The sequence below is a fragment of the Isoptericola nanjingensis genome (assembly GCF_050311635.1).
Lineage (GTDB): Bacteria > Actinomycetota > Actinomycetes > Actinomycetales > Cellulomonadaceae > Isoptericola > Isoptericola nanjingensis.
The window spans coordinates 334,634-352,764 of record NZ_JBNOZL010000008.1; the positions used below are offsets into that span (position 1 = coordinate 334,634).

General features: G+C 72.8%; 15 protein-coding genes and 1 riboswitch. Of the genes, 7 read left to right on the forward strand and 8 right to left on the reverse strand.

The genetic code is table 11. The features are described from left to right. Positions 1 to 56 precede the first annotated feature (56 nt). Positions 57 to 1,649 carry an arabinosylfuranosidase ArfA gene (arfA, locus tag ACQP6G_RS17810; protein ID WP_429766260.1) on the reverse strand — a complete coding sequence of 531 codons (1,593 nt, stop codon included), beginning with the start codon at positions 1,647 to 1,649 and terminating at the stop codon, positions 57 to 59. Between the two features lie 136 nt (positions 1,650 to 1,785). Here arfA and ACQP6G_RS17815 point away from each other — a divergent pair, with 136 nt between their 5' ends. The 5 genes from ACQP6G_RS17815 (at position 1,786) to ACQP6G_RS17835 (ending at position 8,117) form a co-directional block, all read left to right on the forward strand. Then, positions 1,786 to 3,135 (forward strand): ABC transporter substrate-binding protein, encoded by a 1,350-nt coding sequence (locus ACQP6G_RS17815; RefSeq protein WP_429766261.1) that lies wholly within the window; start codon positions 1,786 to 1,788, stop codon positions 3,133 to 3,135. A 62-nt stretch (positions 3,136 to 3,197) separates the two neighbouring features. Then, on the forward strand, positions 3,198 to 4,157 hold the full coding sequence (locus tag ACQP6G_RS17820; RefSeq protein ID WP_429766262.1) for a carbohydrate ABC transporter permease: 960 nt from the start codon (positions 3,198 to 3,200) through the stop codon (positions 4,155 to 4,157). Then, positions 4,157 to 5,044 carry a carbohydrate ABC transporter permease gene (locus tag ACQP6G_RS17825; RefSeq protein WP_429766263.1) on the forward strand — a complete coding sequence of 296 codons (888 nt, stop codon included), beginning with the start codon at positions 4,157 to 4,159 and terminating at the stop codon, positions 5,042 to 5,044. The genes ACQP6G_RS17820 and ACQP6G_RS17825 overlap by 1 nt, the downstream gene beginning before the upstream one ends. After that, positions 5,041 to 7,023 (forward strand): glycoside hydrolase family 127 protein, encoded by a 1,983-nt coding sequence (locus ACQP6G_RS17830; RefSeq protein ID WP_429766265.1) that lies wholly within the window; start codon positions 5,041 to 5,043, stop codon positions 7,021 to 7,023. The genes ACQP6G_RS17825 and ACQP6G_RS17830 overlap by 4 nt, the downstream gene beginning before the upstream one ends. 5 nt (positions 7,024 to 7,028) lie before the next feature. Continuing rightward, positions 7,029 to 8,117 carry a LacI family DNA-binding transcriptional regulator gene (locus ACQP6G_RS17835; protein WP_429766266.1) on the forward strand — a complete coding sequence of 363 codons (1,089 nt, stop codon included), beginning with the start codon at positions 7,029 to 7,031 and terminating at the stop codon, positions 8,115 to 8,117. On the opposite strand, the gene ACQP6G_RS17840 is transcribed toward ACQP6G_RS17835, so the two are convergent. The 7 genes from ACQP6G_RS17840 to ACQP6G_RS17870 form a co-directional block, all read right to left on the reverse strand. Further along, a complete protein-coding gene (locus ACQP6G_RS17840) occupies positions 8,101 to 9,381 on the reverse strand; it encodes an MFS transporter (RefSeq protein ID WP_429766267.1) in 1,281 nt (426 codons plus the stop codon). The genes ACQP6G_RS17835 and ACQP6G_RS17840 overlap by 17 nt on opposite strands. Further along, a complete protein-coding gene (locus tag ACQP6G_RS17845) occupies positions 9,378 to 10,001 on the reverse strand; it encodes an ArsR/SmtB family transcription factor (protein WP_429766269.1) in 624 nt (207 codons plus the stop codon). Before ACQP6G_RS17845 ends, ACQP6G_RS17840 begins: the two co-directional genes overlap by 4 nt. A gap of 54 nt (positions 10,002 to 10,055) precedes the next feature. After that, positions 10,056 to 10,766: a DUF624 domain-containing protein gene (locus tag ACQP6G_RS17850; protein WP_429766271.1), complete on the reverse strand. Its 711-nt coding sequence runs from the start codon at positions 10,764 to 10,766 to the stop codon at positions 10,056 to 10,058. Beyond that, positions 10,763 to 12,160: an arabinan endo-1,5-alpha-L-arabinosidase gene (locus ACQP6G_RS17855; protein WP_429766273.1), complete on the reverse strand. Its 1,398-nt coding sequence runs from the start codon at positions 12,158 to 12,160 to the stop codon at positions 10,763 to 10,765. The genes ACQP6G_RS17850 and ACQP6G_RS17855 overlap by 4 nt, the downstream gene beginning before the upstream one ends. A 2-nt stretch (positions 12,161 to 12,162) precedes the next feature. Then, positions 12,163 to 13,068 (reverse strand): carbohydrate ABC transporter permease, encoded by a 906-nt coding sequence (locus ACQP6G_RS17860; protein WP_429766274.1) that lies wholly within the window; start codon positions 13,066 to 13,068, stop codon positions 12,163 to 12,165. 15 nt (positions 13,069 to 13,083) lie between these two features. Then, positions 13,084 to 14,052: a carbohydrate ABC transporter permease gene (locus ACQP6G_RS17865; protein ID WP_429766276.1), complete on the reverse strand. Its 969-nt coding sequence runs from the start codon at positions 14,050 to 14,052 to the stop codon at positions 13,084 to 13,086. A gap of 105 nt (positions 14,053 to 14,157) precedes the next feature. Further along, positions 14,158 to 15,522: an ABC transporter substrate-binding protein gene (locus tag ACQP6G_RS17870; protein ID WP_429766277.1), complete on the reverse strand. Its 1,365-nt coding sequence runs from the start codon at positions 15,520 to 15,522 to the stop codon at positions 14,158 to 14,160. A gap of 255 nt (positions 15,523 to 15,777) precedes the next feature. Further along, positions 15,778 to 15,865, forward strand: a riboswitch (ZMP/ZTP riboswitch). A 40-nt stretch (positions 15,866 to 15,905) separates the two neighbouring features. On the opposite strand from ACQP6G_RS17870, the gene glyA reads away from it, so the two are divergent. Both glyA and ACQP6G_RS17880 read left to right on the forward strand, forming a co-directional pair. After that, a complete protein-coding gene (gene glyA, locus ACQP6G_RS17875; RefSeq protein WP_429766278.1) occupies positions 15,906 to 17,189 on the forward strand; it encodes a serine hydroxymethyltransferase in 1,284 nt (427 codons plus the stop codon). Further along, entirely contained in the window at positions 17,186 to 18,070 is an 885-nt protein-coding gene (locus ACQP6G_RS17880) for a bifunctional methylenetetrahydrofolate dehydrogenase/methenyltetrahydrofolate cyclohydrolase (protein WP_429766279.1), read from the forward strand. Before glyA ends, ACQP6G_RS17880 begins: the two co-directional genes overlap by 4 nt. Positions 18,071 to 18,131: the final 61 nt, after the last annotated feature.

Sequence of the window (18,131 nt, forward strand, 5' to 3'; positions counted from 1 at the left end):
GGGGCGCGATCGCTCGCGATGACGGTGTCAACCGCCTGTTCGGCGTCAGCGGGGGCTCAGGCGCGGGCGAACGTCCCGGCGAACGCGGTCCAGGACTCGGGGGCGAGCCGCACGCGGGTCGTGCCGCCGGCGCCCGGCGTCGCGGCGGAGGCGACGTCGACCGTGGACCAGCAGGCCTCGGCGACCTTCGCGGCGTGCTCCGGGCCCTCGACGGCGGGCTCGTGGTCCGCCACCATCTGCCAGCCCTCGGTGAGGCCGAGCGCGGCGCCGACGTGGGCCAGCTCGACCTCGACCACCCGGTCGGACCGGTTGGTGAGGAACAGGCCGAGCGAGCCGTCGTCGTCCACCGTCGCGGCGGCGGTGACGACCGGCGCGGCGCCGTGCTGCGCGGTGTCGTACGTCGGCGCGTCCACGCGCACGTCGAGCGCCGTGCCGCGCGCGAGGCGCGACGTCGTCGCGAACGGGTGGAACGTGGGCTGGCGCCACGCCTCGCCGCCCGGCGCGGTCATGATCGGCGCGATGACGTTGACGAGCTGCGCGAGGCACGCGACGGGCACGCGGTCGGCGTGGTTGAGCAGGGTGACCATGAGGTCGCCCACCACGACGGCGTCGAGGCCGGAGTAGACGTCCTCGATGATGCGCGGGGCGTCGCGCTGGATCGGCAGGTTCTCCTCGCCGCCGAAGCGGGTGGTGTTGTACCAGACGTTCCACTCGTCGAAGCTGATGGTGATGGCCTTGTCGCTGCGCCGCTCTGCGCCGACGGCGTCCGCCGAGGCGACGACCCGGTCGATGAACCGGTCCATGGCGGTGCCCGACGCGAGGAAGGACGCGCGGTCGCCGTCGATCTCCTCGTAGTAGGCGTGCATGGAGATGTGGTCCACCAGGTCGTACGTGTACGACAGGACCGTGCGCTCCCACGCGCCGAACGTGGGCATCTGCATGGACGACGAACCGCACACGATCAGCGAGATCGACGGGTCGACGAGCTTCATCGCCTTGCCGGCCTCGGCGGCGAGCTTGCCGTACTCGTGAGCGTCCTTCTGGCCGATCTGCCACGGGCCGTCCATCTCGTTGCCGAGGCACCACAGCGTCACGCCGTAGGGCTTCTCACGGCCGTTGGCGATGCGCAGGTCGGCCCACCGGGTGCCGGCCTCGCCGTTGCAGTACTCGACCAGGGCGGCCGCGGCGTCGACGCCGCGGGTGCCGAGGTTGACCGCCATCATCGGCTCGACGCCCTCGCGCTCCGCCCACTGCAGGAACTCGTCGGTGCCGACGAGGTTCGGCTCGACGGTGCGCCAGGCGAGGTCGAGGAACGGCTTGCGCTGCTCGACCGGGCCGACGGCGTCCTCCCACACGTAGTTGGAGACGAAGTTGCCGCCGGGGTAGCGCACCATCGGCACGCCCAGCTCGTGGACCAGGTCCGCGACGTCGCGGCGGAAGCCGTGCTCGTCCGCGGCGGCGTGACCCGGCTCGTAGATGCCGGTGTACACGGCACGGCCGAGGTGCTCGACGAACGAGCCGAACAGGCGGCGGTCGACGGCGCCGCGGCGGAAGTCGGGGTGCAGGGTGACGCGGGCGCCTGCGGTGGCGCCGGGGGCGTGGTCGGGAGCGGCGGGGGCGGGGCGGGCATCGGTGTGGGGAGCCGTCATGGGTCTCACGTTCCTCGTCGAAGTGGGCGATGGTGAAGCCACCGTGTACAACGATGTAGAGTCAACCACGGTCGCCGCGCGCGGCACCAATCGGCCCAGGAGGATCTGGGTCCGGACGACTCGAGGAGGAATCGGCATGCGCAGAGGCTTGCGACGCGCCGTGGCGGCGACGGCCGCCGGTCTGGCCGGCCTGTCGCTCGCGGCGTGCGCTCCCGGCGACGACGCCGGCCCGGCGGGCAACACGAGCTGCACCAACGAGATCACCAAGCCCGACGCCACGCGCGTCACCCTCTGGGCCTGGTACCCCGCCGTCGAGCAGATCGTGGACACGTTCAACGCCCAGCACGACGACGTCCAGATCTGCTGGACCAACGCGGGCCAGGGCGCCGACGAGTACGGCAAGTTCTCCACCGCCCTCGAGGCGGGCACCGGGGCGCCCGACGTCATCCAGCTCGAGTCCGAGATCCTGCCGACCTACACGATCCTCGACGGGCTCGCCGACCTCGCGCCGTACGGCGCCGCCGTCCTCGAGGACCAGTTCCCCGCCGGCGCCTGGTCGGACGTCTCGAGCGGCGGCTCGGTGTTCGCCGTCCCGGTCGACGGCGGCCCCGTGGGCATGCTGTACCGGGCCGACATCTTCTCGACGTACGGCGTCGAGCCGCCGACCACCTGGGACGAGTTCGCCCAGGCCGCGCAGGACCTGCGCGACGCCGGCTACGACGGCTACATCACCAACTACGCCACGAACGGCGGCGCATTCAACTACGCGCTGTTCGCGCAGGCCGGCTGGGCGCCGTTCGCCTACGACCCGGCACGGCGCGACCAGATCGGCATCGACGTCGACACCCCCGAGGCGCGGCACGTCCTGTCCTACTGGGAGGACCTCATCGACCGCGGCCTCGTGTCCAGCGACGACGCGTTCACCAGCGACTACAACACGTCCCTGGTGGACGGCACCTACGCCGTCTACATCGCCGCCGCATGGGGCCCCGGCTACCTCGAGGGGCTGTCGGACGCCGACTCCGGCGCCGAGTGGAAGGCCGCGCCGCTGCCGCAGTGGGACCCGGCGAACCCGGTCCAGGTGAACCAGGGCGGCTCGGCGCTCGCGGTCACCTCCCAGGCCACGGACCCCGAGGCGGCCGCCACCGTCGCGATGGAGCTGTTCGACGACGAGGAGACGTGGAAGATCGGCGTCGAGGACGCCGGCCTGTTCCCGCTGTGGAACCTCGCGCTCGACGCGCCGTGGTTCACCGACCGCCGCTACCCGTTCTTCGGCGGCCAGCAGGTCAACCGCGATGTCTTCCTCGACGCGGCGGCCCAGTACCCGGGCTTCACGTTCAGCCCGTTCCAGGTGTACGCGTACGACCGCCAGACCATGGCCCTCTACGACATGGTCGAGGGCGACTCGACCGCCGCCGACGCGCTGGCGACCATCCAGGACAGCCTGGTGCGCTACGCCGAGCAGCAGGGGTTCACGGTCCGATGACGCGCACAGGGTCGACAAGCACAGGGTCGACAAGCACCGCACCGACAGGAGGGGGCTCCGTGATGACCTCGACGACTTCCGCCGCGCCGGCGACGGCGCAGCGCGCCCGCCCCGCGGGCGGACGACGCGGGCAGAGCCTGCTCGACACGAAGCGGCAGTGGTGGGGCTGGCTGTTCCTCGCCCCGTTCACGGTCGTGTTCGTGCTGTTCCTGCTGGTGCCGCTCGGGTACGCCTTCTGGCTCAGCCTGCACACCAAGGGCATCGCGACCGGGGGCGAGAGCGTCTTCACCGGCGTGGCCAACTACGTGCGCGTGTTCACCGACGCGGACTTCCTGTCCGGCATGGCGCGGGTGGGCCGGTTCGTGCTCGTCATGGTGCCGATCCAGATCGGCCTCGCCGTGGCGATCGCGCTCGTGCTCGACACGCTGGCCACCCGCCTGTCGAAGGCGTCGCGGCTGCTCGTCTTCGTGCCGTACGCCATCCCCGCCGTCATCGGTGCGCTGATGTGGGGATTCCTGTACAGCCCGCGGTTCGGCCCCGCGAACGACGTCTTCGGGCTCTTCGGCCTGGCCGCGCCCGACTTCCTCAGCCGCGACCTCGTCTTCGGCTCGCTGGTCAACATCGTGACCTGGCAGTGGGTGGGCTACTACATGATCATCGTCTACGCCGCGCTGCGGGCGATCGACCCGTCGGTGTACGAGGCGGCCAGGCTCGACGGCGCCGGGAACCGGGCGATCGCGTTCCGGATCAAGATCCCGATGATCGCGTCGTCGATGGTGATGATCGTGGTGTTCGCGCTCATCGGCACCCTGCAGTTCTTCACCGAGCCGACGGTGCTGCGGTCGGTCGCGCAGGGCGCGATCCCCACCACCTACACCCCGAACATGTACGCGTACTCGATGGCGTTCTCCTACAGCCAGTTCAACTACGCCTCCACGATCGCGTTCGCGCTCGGGATCCTCGTGTTCATCGGGTCGTACGTGTTCCTGTACGCCACCCGCAAGCAGAGCGGACTGAAGTGATGACGACGACGGCGACGCAGCAGACCCTCTCGCGCCGGCCGCGACAGCGCCGGATCGGCTCCCACGTGTTCCTGCTCCTCGCGGTGCTCTACTTCGTCGTGCCGCTGTGGTGGCTCGTCGTCGGGTCCACGAAGTCGAACAGCGGCTTGTTCGTGGGCTCCGGCGGCGCCCTGTGGTTCAACGACGAGTTCGCGCTGTGGGACAACGTGAAGCAGCTGTTCACGTACCAGGGCGGCATCTACTGGACGTGGATGCGCAACTCGTTCGTGTACGCGATCGTCGGCGGCGTGGGGTCCACGGTGCTCGCCGTGCTGGCCGGGTACGCCCTGGCCAAGTACCGGTTCCGCGGCCGCAACCTCTACTTCTCCATGCTGCTGGGCTCCGTGATGGTGCCGCTCACGGCGCTGACCATCCCCACGTTCGTGCTGCTCAGCCAGCTCGGCATGATCAACACGATGTGGGCCGTGATCCTGCCGTCGCTGCTCAGCCCGATCGGCGTCTACCTCGTGCGCGTGTACGCCGTCGACGCCATCCCGGACGAGATGCTCGACGCCGGCCGGGTCGACGGCGCGGGGGAGCTGCGCCTGTTCTTCCGCGTCGCGCTGCCGCTGCTGCGGCCGGCGTTCGTCACGGTCCTGCTGCTGACGACCGTCGCGACGTGGAACAACTTCTTCCTCCCGCTGGCCGTGCTGCGCGACCCGCAGCTGCTGCCCGTCACGGTGGGCATCAACCAGTGGCAGGCGCTGTCGAACGCGGGGGCGGGCGGCGAGCAGGTGTGGAACCTCATCACCACCGGCGCGCTCGTGTCGATCCTGCCCCTGATCGTGGCGTTCCTCGCCCTGCAGAAGTACTGGCAGGGCGGCCTGTCCCTCGGGTCGATCAAGTGACGGCCGACGCCGCGCCGGCCGGGGCGGGGCCCGTGGGCGGTGCGCTGCCCGCGGCGCGCACCCGCCCGCTGCCCGCCGGGGCGGCGCGGCTCGAGCCGTCCGGGCTCCTCGGACGGTGGCAGGAGCGCAACGCCGCCGCGACGGTCCCGCACTGCCTCGGGGCGTTGGAGACGTCGGGGGCCCTCGACAACCTGCGCCGCCTGCTCGACCCTGCCGACCCCGAGCACCACGACGGCCCGTACCGCGGCTTCAACTTCGCCGACTCGGACGTGCACAAGACGCTCGAGGCGGTCGCGTGGGAGTCGGCACGCTCCGGTGCCCCGCGGCACGAGGACGAGGTGCGGCGCGTCGTCGGCCTGCTGCGCCGGGTCCAGGCGCCGTCCGGCTACCTGGACTCGCACGTGCTCGGCGGGGCGGCGGCGTCCGCCGAGCCGTACGCCGACCTGCGCTGGGGGCACGAGCTGTACGTGCTGGGCCACCTGGTGCAGGCGGGCGTCGCGCGGGCGCGTGCCACCGGCCGGGACGACCTTCTCGACGTCGCGACGGCGTGGGCGGACGACGTCGTGTCCCGCCTGGACGAGGGCGAGGAGCTCGTGTGCGGGCACCCGGAGGTCGAGTCGGCGTTCGTGGAGCTCTACCGCGAGACGGGTGACCCGGCGTACCGCGAGGCCGCCCGCCGGATGCTCGACCTGCGCGGGTACGGCCGCCTCGGCTCCGGCCCGTTCGAGCCCGCCTACCACCAGGACGCGACGCCGGTGCGCGCCGCGGACGAGGTGGCCGGGCACGCCGTCCGGCAGCTCTACCTGCTGGCCGGCGTCGTCGACCTCTACCTCGAGACCGGGGAGGACGCGCTGCTCGCGGCCGCCGCGCGGCAGTGGGACGACGCGCACGGGCGACGCACGCACGTCACCGGCGGGATGGGCTCGCGGCACAAGGACGAGTCCTTCGGCGACCCCTTCGAGCTGCCGCCCGACCGCGCGTACGCCGAGTCGTGCGCCGGGGTGGCGAGCGTGCTGTGGGACTGGCGGATGCTGCTCGCCACGGGCGAGGCGCGGTACGCGGACTCGCTCGAGCACGCCCTGCTCAACGTGGTCGCGGCGGCCACGTCGACGGACGGCACGGCCTTCTTCTACTCGAACCCGCTGCAGGTGCGCACCGGCCACGACGGGGCGGACGAGTACCAGGCGTCCGGTCGGCGCGGCTGGTTCGCCTGCGCGTGCTGCCCGCCCAACCTGGCGCGGCTGGTCGCGTCGCTGCACACCATGGTCGCCAGCCGGGACGCCGACGACGGCGCGCTCGCCGTGCACCTGTACGCCGACGCCGACCTCGAGGACGGGGACGGGTCGCGCGTGCGGATCCGGACCGGCTACCCGTGGGACGGAGACGTCGTCCTCACCGCGGACGCCCCGTCGCCGGTGCCGCTCGCGCTGCGGCTGCCCGGCTGGGCGGACGCCGCGCGCACCCGGCTGGAGGTGGACGGTGCCGCCGTCGACGTCGCCGCGGTGCTCGACGCCCGCGGCTACCTGCGGGTCGGGGCCGGCGCGCGCCGCGTGCGGCTGAGCCTGCCGATGGAGCCGCGCGCGCTCGCCGCGCACCCGCACGTCGACGCCGTGCGGGGCTGCGTCGCCCTGGCCCGCGGTCCCCTGGTGCACTGCCTGGAGCAGGTCGACCACGGGGTCGCCCTCGAGGACGTGACGCTCGACCTCGCCGCCGGCCTCGAGGTGGGGCCGGCGGACGACGTCCTGGGCGTCGGGGCGACGCTGGTCGGCTCCGGGCGCGCGACGTCGTCCGCGGGGGTCCCGCTCTACCGCGCCGTGGACGGCGCCGTGGAGGGCGACGCGCCCGTCGCCCCCGTGGACCTGCAGGTCCGGGCCGTGCCCTACGCTGTGTGGGGCAATCGAGGAGAGGGTCCGATGCGCGTCTGGGTCCCGGCCGCGGCATCGGCGCGGCCCGGCGACCGAGGGCGGTCGGGAAGGTGAGCGGCATGCGCGTGACCATGCACGACGTGGCCCAGCGGGCCGGCGTGTCGATCAAGACGGTGTCGAACGTCGTGAACGGGTACCCGCACATCCGGCCCGAGACGCGCCGGCGCGTCGAGGAGGCGATCGAGCACCTCGGGTACCGCCTCAACACCACGGCGCGCAACCTGCGCACGCAGCGCACGGACATGATCACGCTCGCCGTGCCGGAGCTGCGGCTGCCGTACTTCGCCGAGCTCGCGGACTCCGTGATCCGCTCTGCCGAGGAGCAGGGCCTCACCGTGCTCATCGAGCAGACCGGGTCGGTGCGCGAGCGCGAGATCGAGCTGCTCGACGGCCGCCGACGCCACCTCACGGACGGCGTGATCTTCTCGCCGCTGGCGCTCGGGCAGGACGACGTCGGGCTGTTCGAGGTCGACTTCCCGCTGGTGGTGCTGGGCGAGCGCGTCTTCGACGCCCCGGCCGACCACGTGACGATGAACAACGTGGCCGCGGCGCGCGCCGCCACGCTGCACCTCGCGTCGCTGGGCCGGACGCGGATCGCGGTCGTCGGCGCGCACGAGGGCGAGCTGGTCGGCTCCGCCGCCCTGCGGACCGAGGGCTACCGGCAGGGTCTGGCGGCCGCCGGGCTCCCGTACGACCCCGCGCTGGTCTCCGAGGCCGGGCTGTGGCACCGCTCGACCGGGTCGGAGTCGATGGCGCGGCTGCTCGACTCCGGCGTCGAGATCGACGCCGTCTTCGCCCTCAACGACGCGATGGCCCTGGGCGCGCTGCACGCGCTGCACGCCCGCCGGATCGAGGTGCCGGGCGACGTCGCGCTGATCGGCTTCGACGACGTCGACGACGTGCGGTACTCCGTGCCGACCCTCAGCTCCGTGGACCCGGGGCGCGAGCAGATCGCCCGCACGGCGGTGGACCTGCTCGTCGAGCGGATCGCCGGCGGCGACGAGCGTCCGTTCCGCCGGGTGATCCCCGACTCGCGCGTCGTGGGCCGGGAGTCCACCGGTGACGCCGCGGAGGGGATGGAGAAGGTGGTGGCCGTCCAGCCCGGCGGCAACGAGGAGATCGTGTCGCCGGTCAGCGCGACGGCGTGACGACCGGCGGCATCTCCCGCGGTGCCGGCATCTCCCGCAGGCTGCGCAGCGGGCTGCGCAGCGCGCTGAGGCAGGCGGCGCAGTGCACCGCCGCCATGAGCAGCACGGTCTCGCGCACGCCGAGCACCTCGCCCAGGGCGCCCGCGGCGAGCCCGGCGAGCGGCATCGTGCCGAAGTTGACGAACTGGCTGGTCGTGACGACGCGACCCATCAGGGGTTGCGGCACGTAGCGCTGCCGCCACGCCCCGCGCAGCACGTTCCCGGAGACCACCGCGAGCCCGACCAGGAAGAGGCCGGCGACGGTCCACGCGACCTGCGCGCCGCCACCCCCGAGGCCCACCAGGAGCGCGGGCGGCCCGCCGGCGACGATGAGCAGCACCGTGGCGCGGGCGCTGCCGAGGTGCCGGCTGAGCCAGGTGGCCACGGTCGCGCCGAGCAGGCCTCCGCACGCGCCGACGGTCATCACGACACCCAGTGCGGACGGGCCGAGGCCGACGGTGTCCACGAGGAACAGCACGAGCAGTGCGGTGTACCCGGTGAGGCCGAAGTTGGAGATCCCGCCCACGACGACGAACCAGCGCAGGTAGCGGTCGGAGGCCACGAACGCCACGCCTTCGCGGATACGCACCCGCAGCGGCGCCTGGGGCGGTCGCTCCGGCTGCCGCTCCGGCCGGACGCGCCAGAGGCAGAAGGCCGAGACGAGGAAGCTCGCCGCGTCCAGGGCCAGCCCGGCGGCGGCGCCGAGCGCCTGCGCCGTCGCGCCGCCGATCCCCGGCCCCGCCACCTGCATGCCCGACTCCGTGCCGAGCAGGCGCGCGTTCGCGGCCTCGAGCTGCTCGTCGGGCACGACCTGGGGGAGGAAGACGGTGTACGCGGTGCGGAAGAAGACGGTGCTGACGCCCGCGGCGAGCGCGGCGCCGACGAGGTGCGGCAGGGTCAGCGTGTCGAGCGCGGCGGCGACGGGGACGCCGCCGACGGCGACGGCGGCCACCAGGTCGGCCACGATCATCACGGCCCGTGCCGGGAGCCGGTCGATCCACGCGCCGGCGGGCAGGCCGATGACGAGCCACGGCAGCCACGCCGCCGCCGTGAGCAGGCCGACCACCGCGGCCCCGGCGTCGAGCTCGAGCACCGCGACGAGGGGGAGCAGCACCGACGTGGTGGCGTTGCCCAGCACGCTGACGCCCTCGCCCACCCAGAGCCGCCGGAAGCCGCGGTTGCGCGCGAGCGGGACGACGGCGGCGTCGGCCGTGGCGGCGGTCATGGCTGGGCGGGGAACCCGCGGCCGAAGACGAGCACGGGCTCGCGCTCGACGCCGTCGTCCGGGCGCGGGCGCTCGGCCCAGCGCACGAGGACGGCCGTGATCTCCTCGCCGAGCGCGGCGAGCTCCTCCGGGGACAGGTGCACCCACGTCTCGGTCGCGAACGCGGCGCCGTCCCACTCGGGCGCCGACCCGGCGTTGGCCTGCCACTCCCGGACCCGGTCGAACTGGCGCTGGAGGTGGAGCGCCTCGGCGGCCTGCGCGGCGGTCACGGCGGCGGCGTCCGCGGCGAACTCCTGACGCGACCAGCGGAGCCGTGGCGCGACGAGGCGCCACCAGCGCTCGCGTCGGTCGCGGGCGAGCTCGGGGGCCTCGGCGACGAGGCCGGCGTCGTGCAGCACCTTGAGGTGGTGGCTGGCGCTGCCGACGGCCTGCCCCGTGCGGCGCGCGAGCGTGGACGCGGTGGAGGGGCCGTCGACCTTGAGCGCGTCCATGAGGCGGGCCCGGTAGGGGTGGGCGAGGGCGGCGAGCGCCTTCGCCTCGGTGACGGTGCGCACGCCCTGCTGCGGGTCGGGTGCGCCGTCCTGCGGGGTGCCCTCGGGAGGGATGGGTGGGTGCGTCATCCCGCCACCGTAGACCCACAAGAGGTGTTGTACAAGAGTTCTTGTGAAACTCGGTCAGGCCGCGGGGCCCCCCGAGACCTCGGCGTCGATCCGGTCGAGCCGGTCGGCGGCGAGGCGGCCGGTGGCCCACAGCCAGAAGCCGGGGCCGACCAGCACGGCCAGGAGCGGCAGCGCCCAGGCGGCGGCGAGCAGGGCCGCGGCCACCACGAGGACCGCGAGCGACGTCGCCGGGCCGAGCAGGGGGAGCAGCAGCAGGAGCCGCCAGGTCGCCACGGGCCCGCTCGCGTACCGCGCCACCACCACCGGCCAGCAGGCGAGGACGACGGCGCCCCACGCCCCGACGGCCAGCAGGCCCCCGGTGAGGACCGCGCGACCGGGTCCGCCGAGGAGGCCCGAGCCGCCGAGCAGGCCCAGCGCCGCGCCGTCGAGCCACAGCAGCCCGGCGACCGCCCAGACGGGCGCGAAGAGCGCGGCGGTGCGGCCGAACCCGTCGCGCCACGTGCGCCAGAACGTCCGCCACGGCGCGGGCTCCGCCGTCATCCGGGCGACGACGACGCCGCCCGCGCGCAGCGCCGGGCCGAGGCCGAGCAGCACGCCCCCGGCGAGGGTGCCCAGCACCACCATGGCGGAGACCTCGACGAGGAGCGTCGCCCAGCGCAGCGCGAGCATCACGCCGCCCGCCCAGCCGGGCACCTCCGCCTCGGCGACGGCGGCGCGCACGGCGCCCTCCGCAGGTCCGGTGGGTGCCGGTGCGGGGGCCGTCACGGGAGCCTCGTCGCGACGGTGACGCGACCCGTGTCGTCGAGCGCCTCGAGGCACAGGGTGGCGCGGCCGCGCACGCCGTCCCATGCCGGGTGCACGACGGCGGAGACGGCCGCGCCGTCGGGGGCGGTCCAGGCGAAGCGTCCTCCGCCCAGGGCGCGCACCGCGGTCCGGGCCTCCAGCGGCCCGACGACGCCGTCCTGCACGTGCCTCGGGTCGGTGCCCGGCGTGAGGCGCTCCCACGTGCCGTCGAGGACGGCCGCGTCGGCCGGCCAGCGCGAGACGTCGTCCACCTCCCGTGCGGCGCCGGCCCAGGGCTGCGGGGCGACGAGCGGCCAGCCGTCGTGCGTCCACACCAGCCGCCGCACCTGGAGCCGGTGCTCGGTGGGGGCGTCGGCGTCGCGGACGTGGTGCACCAGGAGCTGGCGCACGTGCGAGCCCGCCTCGGGGGCCGCGGCGGGCACCCGCTCGGTGAGCACGGACGCGTGGCCGGGCGCGAGGATCCCCGGGCCTCCGGCGAGCCGGTGCCCGGACAGCACGGGCACGCCGACGGCCCACGGGTCGGCGTCGACGTCGGTCATGAGGCGGCCGGCGCGGTCACGGTACGGGCCGGGGACGGCGTCGCCCACGGCCGCCCGGAGGTGATAGCTGCCCCCGAGCGAGTCGTAGGAGACGAGCAGTGCCCAGCCGCCGCCGGGCCGGGGGAGCACGTACGCCCCCTCGACCGCGCTGTCGGCCGCCCGCGCCCGGTGCGCCAGGAGGCGGCCCGGCGCGGCGTGCAGCTCGCCCGGCGCGGGCGCGAACCCGTCGGCCACGAACCCGGTCGCGGCGTCGAGGGGGAGCGCGTGGATCCCGCCGAAGAACGACCCGTACACGAGCCACTGCGTCCCGTCCGCCTCGGTCACGACGTTGGCGTCGATGGCGTTGGGGTGGCCGAGCCCCGCGGGCGGGTCGGCGTGGTCGCTCGACAAAACGACACCGCGGTCGGTCCACGGGCCCGCCGGGTGCGGCGCCTCGGCCAGGCCGATCGCCGACCGGCGCGAGCCGAACGTCGAGGCCGAGTAGTACATGCGCCAGGTGCTGCCCGCCGGGGTGCCGACCCGCACGACCTCGGGCGCCCACAGGCCCTCGGCGCCCGACCACGCCGCCGCGGGCGCGGGCACGCCCGGCAGCGCCCAGCCGTGGAAGTCCCAGGTCACGAGGTCCGTCGAGCGGCGCACCTGCACGCCCCCGCGCACGGGGCCGTCGGAGCGCGCGTCCGTGGAGAAGAGCCAGTAGACGCCGTCGTCGTCCCGCACGGCGGTGGGGTCGTGCACGTGGCGGCCGCGCCAGGCCGCGGTGTCGAGGGCGGTGTCCGTCGTGGTGTCCGTCGTGGTGTCCGTCGTGGTGTCCGTCATCGTCAACCCTTCGTGCCGGTGAGGGCGACGGACTCGATGATCTGCCGCTGGAAGATCAGGAAGACCACGAGGATGGGCAGCACGGCGACGACGGACGCGGCCATGATCAGCGGGTAGTCGCGCTGGGTCGCGTACTGGACGTTCATGTTCGCGATGACCACCTGCAGCGTCTGCTTCTCGGGGGTGTTCAGGTACAGGATCGGCGCCAGGTAGTCGTTCCAGACCGCCATGAACCACAGGATGAACTGGGCGGCGACGGCGGGCCGGATGATCGGCATGATCATGCGCCAGAAGATCTGCCAGTAGGAGGCGCCGTCGATCTTGGCCGCCTCGACGAGGGAGTCCGGCACGCTCGACAGGTACTGGCGCAGGAAGAAGATCATCACGATGTTGCCGAAGATCGCCGGCACGATCAGGGGCCACAGCGTGTCCACCCAGCCGATCTTCGAGAACATCACGAACTGCGGGATCATGATCGTCGGGAACGGGATCATGATGCCGGTGAGCAGGCCGATGAAGATCGCGTTCTTGAACGGCATCCGCATCTTGGCGAGGGCGAACGCCGCCAGCGAGCAGGTGAACGTCCCGATCACCGTGACGCTCAGCGACACGACGAGGCTGTTCTTGATGCCGTCGAGGACGTAGGAGTCCGTCCACATGCGGACGTAGGTGTCCCACTGGGGGACCTCCGGGATCCACACCGGGGGCAGGGCGAAGACCTCGAGCTTCGTCTTCAGGGACGTGGAGAGCATCCACACGAGCGGGGCGATCATGAAGACCGCACCCGCCGCGAGGACGACCCACACGATCGTGTCGGTGAGGCGCGAGCGTGCCGAACGGCCGAGGCGCGTGCCCGGCGGGGCGCCGGTCGTGGTGGCGGTCGTGGGAGCGGGCGTCGTGGTGGTCATGGTGTCTCCCTGGCCTCAGTCGACGACGAAGCCGGCGTTGCGCCGGTTCAGCCGGAACTGGATGAGCGTGATGACGAGGATGAGGAGCCCGAGCACCACCGACATCGCCGTGGCGTAGCCCATCTGCTGGTACCGGAACGCCTGGAGCCAGATGTGGTAGACGACGGAGGCCGTGGAGTACTCCGGCCCGCCGGTGGGCGTCATGATCTGGATCTCGATGAAGATCATCGCGCCGCCGATGACCTGCGTGACGATGAGGAAGAACGTCACCGGCTGCACCATCGGCAGCGTGATGGAGCGGAACTTCTGCCAGCCGCCGGCGCCGTCGAGCTCGGCGGCCTCGTAGAGGGAGCGGGGCACGGACTGGATCGCGGCCAGGTACAGCAGCATCGAGTACCCGAGCCCCTTCCAGACCGCCATCATGATGATCGCGGGCTTGGCCCAGACCGGGTCGGCCAGCCAGTTCGGGCCGTCGATCCCGAAGAGCCCCAGGAACTGGTTCACCAGGCCGAAGTCGCCGTTGTAGGCCCACTGCCACAGGATCGCGATCGCGGCGATGGACGAGATCACGGGGACGTAGTAGATGGCCCGGAACGCCGCGCGACCGAAGATCTTCCGGTTCATCATCACGGCGAGCGCGAGCGAGATCGCCAGCCCGATCGGGATGCCGATCATGTAGAAGAACGTGTTGAACAAGGTCTGGCGGAACCGCTCGTCACCCAGCAGGGCGACGTAGTTGTCGAGCCCGATGAACTGCATCGGCCCCAGCCCGTTCCACCGGGTCAGCGACGCGTACAGCGCGAAGAGCGTGGGGTAGAGGATGAAGAGCAGGTAGCCGAGCACGGGCGCCGCGACGAACAGCAGCGCCCACCTCTTCTCGGTGCGGTGGAGCCGCGAGGTCCCGCCGCGTCGTGGCGGCGCGGGGGCGGGGTCCGGCGCCGGGGGGCGGGTGCCGGCCGTGGCCGGCGTGGCGGTGGACGTCATCGCAGACTCCTTCGTCCAGGGACGTGCGAGGGGGACGTGCGGGGGCGGTGCGGTGCGGCCGCCCGGGAGGGGCGGCCGCACCGCGGGATCAGGTCAGGGGCCGGATCAGGGCGCGGAGCCCGCCGCCGCGGCCTGCTCCGCCTGGGCGTTTGACTGGTCGAGCAGCTCCTGCATGCGCGGCTGCACCTCGGCGAGGTAGTCGGCCGCCTTCTGCTTGCCGTCCAGCACCGGCTGGATGCCGACCCAGAGCTCGTCGTACCACTCGGCGCCGTAGGTGAACGACGCCGGCATCTCGCGCCCGTAGTCCTCGGCGATGTCGAGGAACTCCTGGCGGTTCCTGGGCTTCAGCGAGTCGTCCTCCTCGACCTCGGCGGCCCACTCCTGCGCCGTGTCGATCCGGTTCGGGATCTGGACGTTGGCGTCGACGAGCGTCTGCTGCGCGGCCTCGTCGGTGGACAGGTAGGTGGCCAGCTTCACCGCGTCCTCGGGCAGGTCCGTGGTGTTCGAGACGCCGATGCCGAGCGAGCCGACCCAGGTGGCGGGCTCGCCGGTCCTGCCGACGGGCCAGGGCATGAGGTCGTACTCGAAGTCGAGGTCGTTGTAGACGCTCATGTCCCACGGGCCGACGGGGAAGAAGCCGATCTCCCCGGCCATGAAGCGCTGGTAGGTGTCGAGCGTCTGCGCCTGCTCGGGGTTCGGGGTGACGCCCTGCTCGGTGAGGTCGGCGATGAACTGGATCGCCTCGGCGAACTCCGGGGTGTCGACGGTGACCTGCGTGTGGTCCTCGTTGGTCCAGTCGCCGCCGTTGCTCCACACGAAGGACTGCGAGTTCCACTGCACGTTGAGGCCGGTGCCCCACTGGTCGGTCTCGCCGTCGCCGTCGGTGTCCTGGGTGAGCTTCTTGCAGATCTTCAGCCACTCGTCCCAGGTGAGGGGCTCGTCCGGGTCGGGCCGCTCGACCCCGGCCTTCTCGAGCAGGTCGGCGTTGTAGCCGAACGCGAACGGGCCGATGTCCTTGGGCAGCCCGTAGAGCTTGCCCCCGGGGGTGCCCTGGGTGGTGCCGTCGAACCGGTAGGAGTCGACGCCGTACGGCCAGATGTTGTCGAGGTCGACCCCCTGCTCGGCGACCTGGTCCGTGATGTCCATGAGGACGCCCGAGCTCACGTAGGACTGGAGGCTGGCCTGCTCGATGTAGAAGACGTCGGGCACCTTGTTGCCCGCGACGGCGGCCTGGAGCTTCTGGGCGTACTGGTCCGCCGAGGTGACGATCATCTTGACCTTCACACCGGTGTCCTCGGTGAAGCGGTCGATGGCCTCCTGGTAGGCCTTCTTCTCGTCGTCGCCACCGCGGAACATGAACGTGAGCGTGCCGTCGTCGGTGCCGCTCCCGCCGCCGGAGCCGCAGGCGGCGAGGGTGCTGGCGGCCACCAGGGCGGTGGCGATGCCGGCGATCAGTCGTGACTTCCTCATCACGGGGTCCTCTCGGGGAGATCCGGGCCGCTCCGGCGCGGCGTCGCCCCGATGCGGTTTACATCGATGAAGAACCATCGACGGCGCCCAATCTGACACGGCTCGGGCAGCGTGGTCAAGTGGCCCAGGTCACGCCTCTGCAACGATGAAGACGGCGGCGGGAGAATCCTCGGGGTCGCGGGGGAGCGCGGGGCCGGCGAGGGAGGCGCGACGCCGTGGTCGCCGAGGACCCGGGGCGGGTCGATCGGCTAGGATCGCGAGGGTCGCGACTGGCGTACAGGTGGATCACCACCGGGGAGCGACGCGCTGTGCAGACGACGGGTCGTTCGCCTGGGCCCGGTCGTCGTCCGACACGTCCGTCCGACACAGCTGGAGAACGCCTGATGAGCACTCCCGATCCCACGTTCAACGCGCCCCTGGCGGAGCTCGACCCCGAGATCGCCGCCGTCCTCGAGGGCGAGCTGACCCGTCAGCGCGACACCCTCGAGATGATCGCGAGCGAGAACTTCGTGCCGCGCGCGGTCCTGCAGGCGCAGGGCAGCGTCCTGACCAACAAGTACGCCGAGGGCTACCCGGGCCGCCGCTACTACGGCGGCTGCGAGCAGGTCGACATCGCGGAGAACCTCGCGATCGCCCGTGCCAAGGACCTTTTCGGCGCCGAGGCCGCCAACGTCCAGCCGCACTCCGGCGCGCAGGCCAACGCGGCCGTGCTGCACGCCCTCATCAACGCGGGCGACAAGATCCTCGGCCTCGAGCTGGCCCACGGCGGCCACCTCACGCACGGCATGAAGATCAACTTCTCCGGCAAGCTCTACGACGTCGGCGCCTACGGCGTGGACCCGCAGTCGTACCGGATCGAGATGGACGAGGTCCGCAAGCGCGCCCTCGAGCACCGCCCGGACGTCATCATCGCCGGCTGGTCCGCCTACCCCCGCCACCTCGACTTCGCCGCCTTCCGCGACGTCGCGGACGAGGTCGGCGCCAAGCTGTGGGTCGACATGGCGCACTTCGCCGGCCTCGTGGCCGCGGGCCTGCACCCGAGCCCCGTGCCGCACGCGGACGTCGTGTCCTCCACGGTGCACAAGACCATCGGCGGGCCCCGCTCCGGCTTCATCCTGAGCAAGGAGGAGCACGCCAAGAAGATCAACTCGGCCGTGTTCCCGGGTCAGCAGGGCGGCCCGCTCATGCACGTGATCGCGGCCAAGGCCGTGGCGTTCAAGGTCGCCGGCACCGACGAGTTCAAGGACCGCCAGGAGCGCACGCTGCGCGGCGCGCAGATCATCGCGGAGCGGCTGTCGCAGGCGGACGTCGCCGAGCAGGGGGTGTCCGTCCTCACCGGCGGCACCGACGTGCACCTGGTGCTCGTCGACCTGCGGAACTCCTCGCTCGACGGCCAGCAGGCCGAGGACCTCCTGCACGACGCCGGCATCACCGTGAACCGCAACGCCGTGCCGTTCGACCCGCGCCCGCCGCGCGTCACCTCCGGACTGCGGATCGGCACGCCGGCGCTCGCCACCCGCGGGTTCGGCGACGCCGAGTTCACCGAGGTCGCCGACATCATCGCCGTCGCCCTGCGGGACGGCGCCTCGGCCGACGTCGACGCGCTCGCGGCCCGCGTCGCGAAGCTCACGGCCGACTTCCCGCTCTACCCCGGGCTGTCCCAGTGACCGCGCAGGTCCTGGACGGCAAGGCCACCGCGGCCACGATCAAGGCCGAGCTGCGCGAGCGGGTGACCGCTCTGCGCGAGCGCGGCGTCGTGCCGGGGCTCGGCACGCTGCTCGTGGGCGAGGACCCGGGCTCGCAGTGGTACGTCGCCGGCAAGCACCGGGACTGCGCGGAGGTCGGCATCGAGTCGATCCGCGAGGACCTTCCCGCCACGGCCACGCAGGACGAGATCGAGGCGGCCGTGCGGCGGCTCAACGAGGACCCGGCGTGCACCGGGTTCATCGTGCAGCTCCCGCTGCCGAAGGGTGTCGACACCAACCGCGTGCTCGAGCTGATCGACCCGGACAAGGACGCCGACGGCCTGCACCCGACCAACCTCGGGCGCCTCGTGCTGCGCGTCAACGAGGAGGTCACCTCCCCGCTGCCCTGCACGCCCCGCGGCATCATCGACCTGCTGCTGCGGCACGACGTCGACCTCCAGGGCAAGGAGGTCGTCGTGGTGGGCCGCGGCGTGACCGTCGGCCGCTCGATCGGCCTGCTGCTCACGCGGCGCGCCGTCAACGCGACGGTCACGCTCACCCACACGGGCACCACCGACCTGCCGGCCCTCGTGAAGCGGGCCGATGTCGTCGTGGCGGCGGCCGGCGTCAAGGGGATCGTCACGGCGGACATGGTCAAGCCGGGCGCGGTGCTCGTCGACGTCGGCGTCTCCCGGGAGACCGACCCGGAGACGGGCAAGTCGCGCGTGGTGGGCGACATCGACCCGGCCGCGCGCGAGGTCGCGTCCTGGTACTCGCCCAACCCGGGCGGCGTCGGGCCGATGACGCGCGCCATGCTGCTGGCCAACGTCGTGGACACCGCGGAGCGCACCACGCCGAGATAGAGAAGCGAACCCGCCGAGATAGAGAGGCCCGGACGAGGCCGCATCCAGTGCGGCCTCGTCC

Bases quoted from the DNA above. Each gene is read 5' to 3' on its own strand.
- ACQP6G_RS17865 (WP_429766276.1), bottom strand. From the start codon at position 14,052: ATGACGTCCACCGCCACGCCGGCCACGGCCGGCACCCGCCCCCCGGCG.
- ACQP6G_RS17820 (WP_429766262.1), top strand. From the start codon at position 3,198: ATGACCTCGACGACTTCCGCCGCGCCGGCGACGGCGCAGCGCGCCCGC.
- ACQP6G_RS17845 (WP_429766269.1), bottom strand. From the start codon at position 10,001: ATGACGCACCCACCCATCCCTCCCGAGGGCACCCCGCAGGACGGCGCA.
- ACQP6G_RS17870 (WP_429766277.1), bottom strand. From the start codon at position 15,522: ATGAGGAAGTCACGACTGATCGCCGGCATCGCCACCGCCCTGGTGGCC.
- ACQP6G_RS17825 (WP_429766263.1), top strand. From the start codon at position 4,157: ATGACGACGACGGCGACGCAGCAGACCCTCTCGCGCCGGCCGCGACAG.
- ACQP6G_RS17835 (WP_429766266.1), top strand. From the start codon at position 7,029: ATGCGCGTGACCATGCACGACGTGGCCCAGCGGGCCGGCGTGTCGATC.
- ACQP6G_RS17860 (WP_429766274.1), bottom strand. From the start codon at position 13,068: ATGACCACCACGACGCCCGCTCCCACGACCGCCACCACGACCGGCGCC.
- ACQP6G_RS17840 (WP_429766267.1), bottom strand. From the start codon at position 9,381: ATGACCGCCGCCACGGCCGACGCCGCCGTCGTCCCGCTCGCGCGCAAC.
- glyA (WP_429766278.1), top strand. From the start codon at position 15,906: ATGAGCACTCCCGATCCCACGTTCAACGCGCCCCTGGCGGAGCTCGAC.
- arfA (WP_429766260.1), bottom strand. From the start codon at position 1,649: ATGACGGCTCCCCACACCGATGCCCGCCCCGCCCCCGCCGCTCCCGAC.
- ACQP6G_RS17855 (WP_429766273.1), bottom strand. From the start codon at position 12,160: ATGACGGACACCACGACGGACACCACGACGGACACCACGACGGACACC.
- ACQP6G_RS17815 (WP_429766261.1), top strand. From the start codon at position 1,786: ATGCGCAGAGGCTTGCGACGCGCCGTGGCGGCGACGGCCGCCGGTCTG.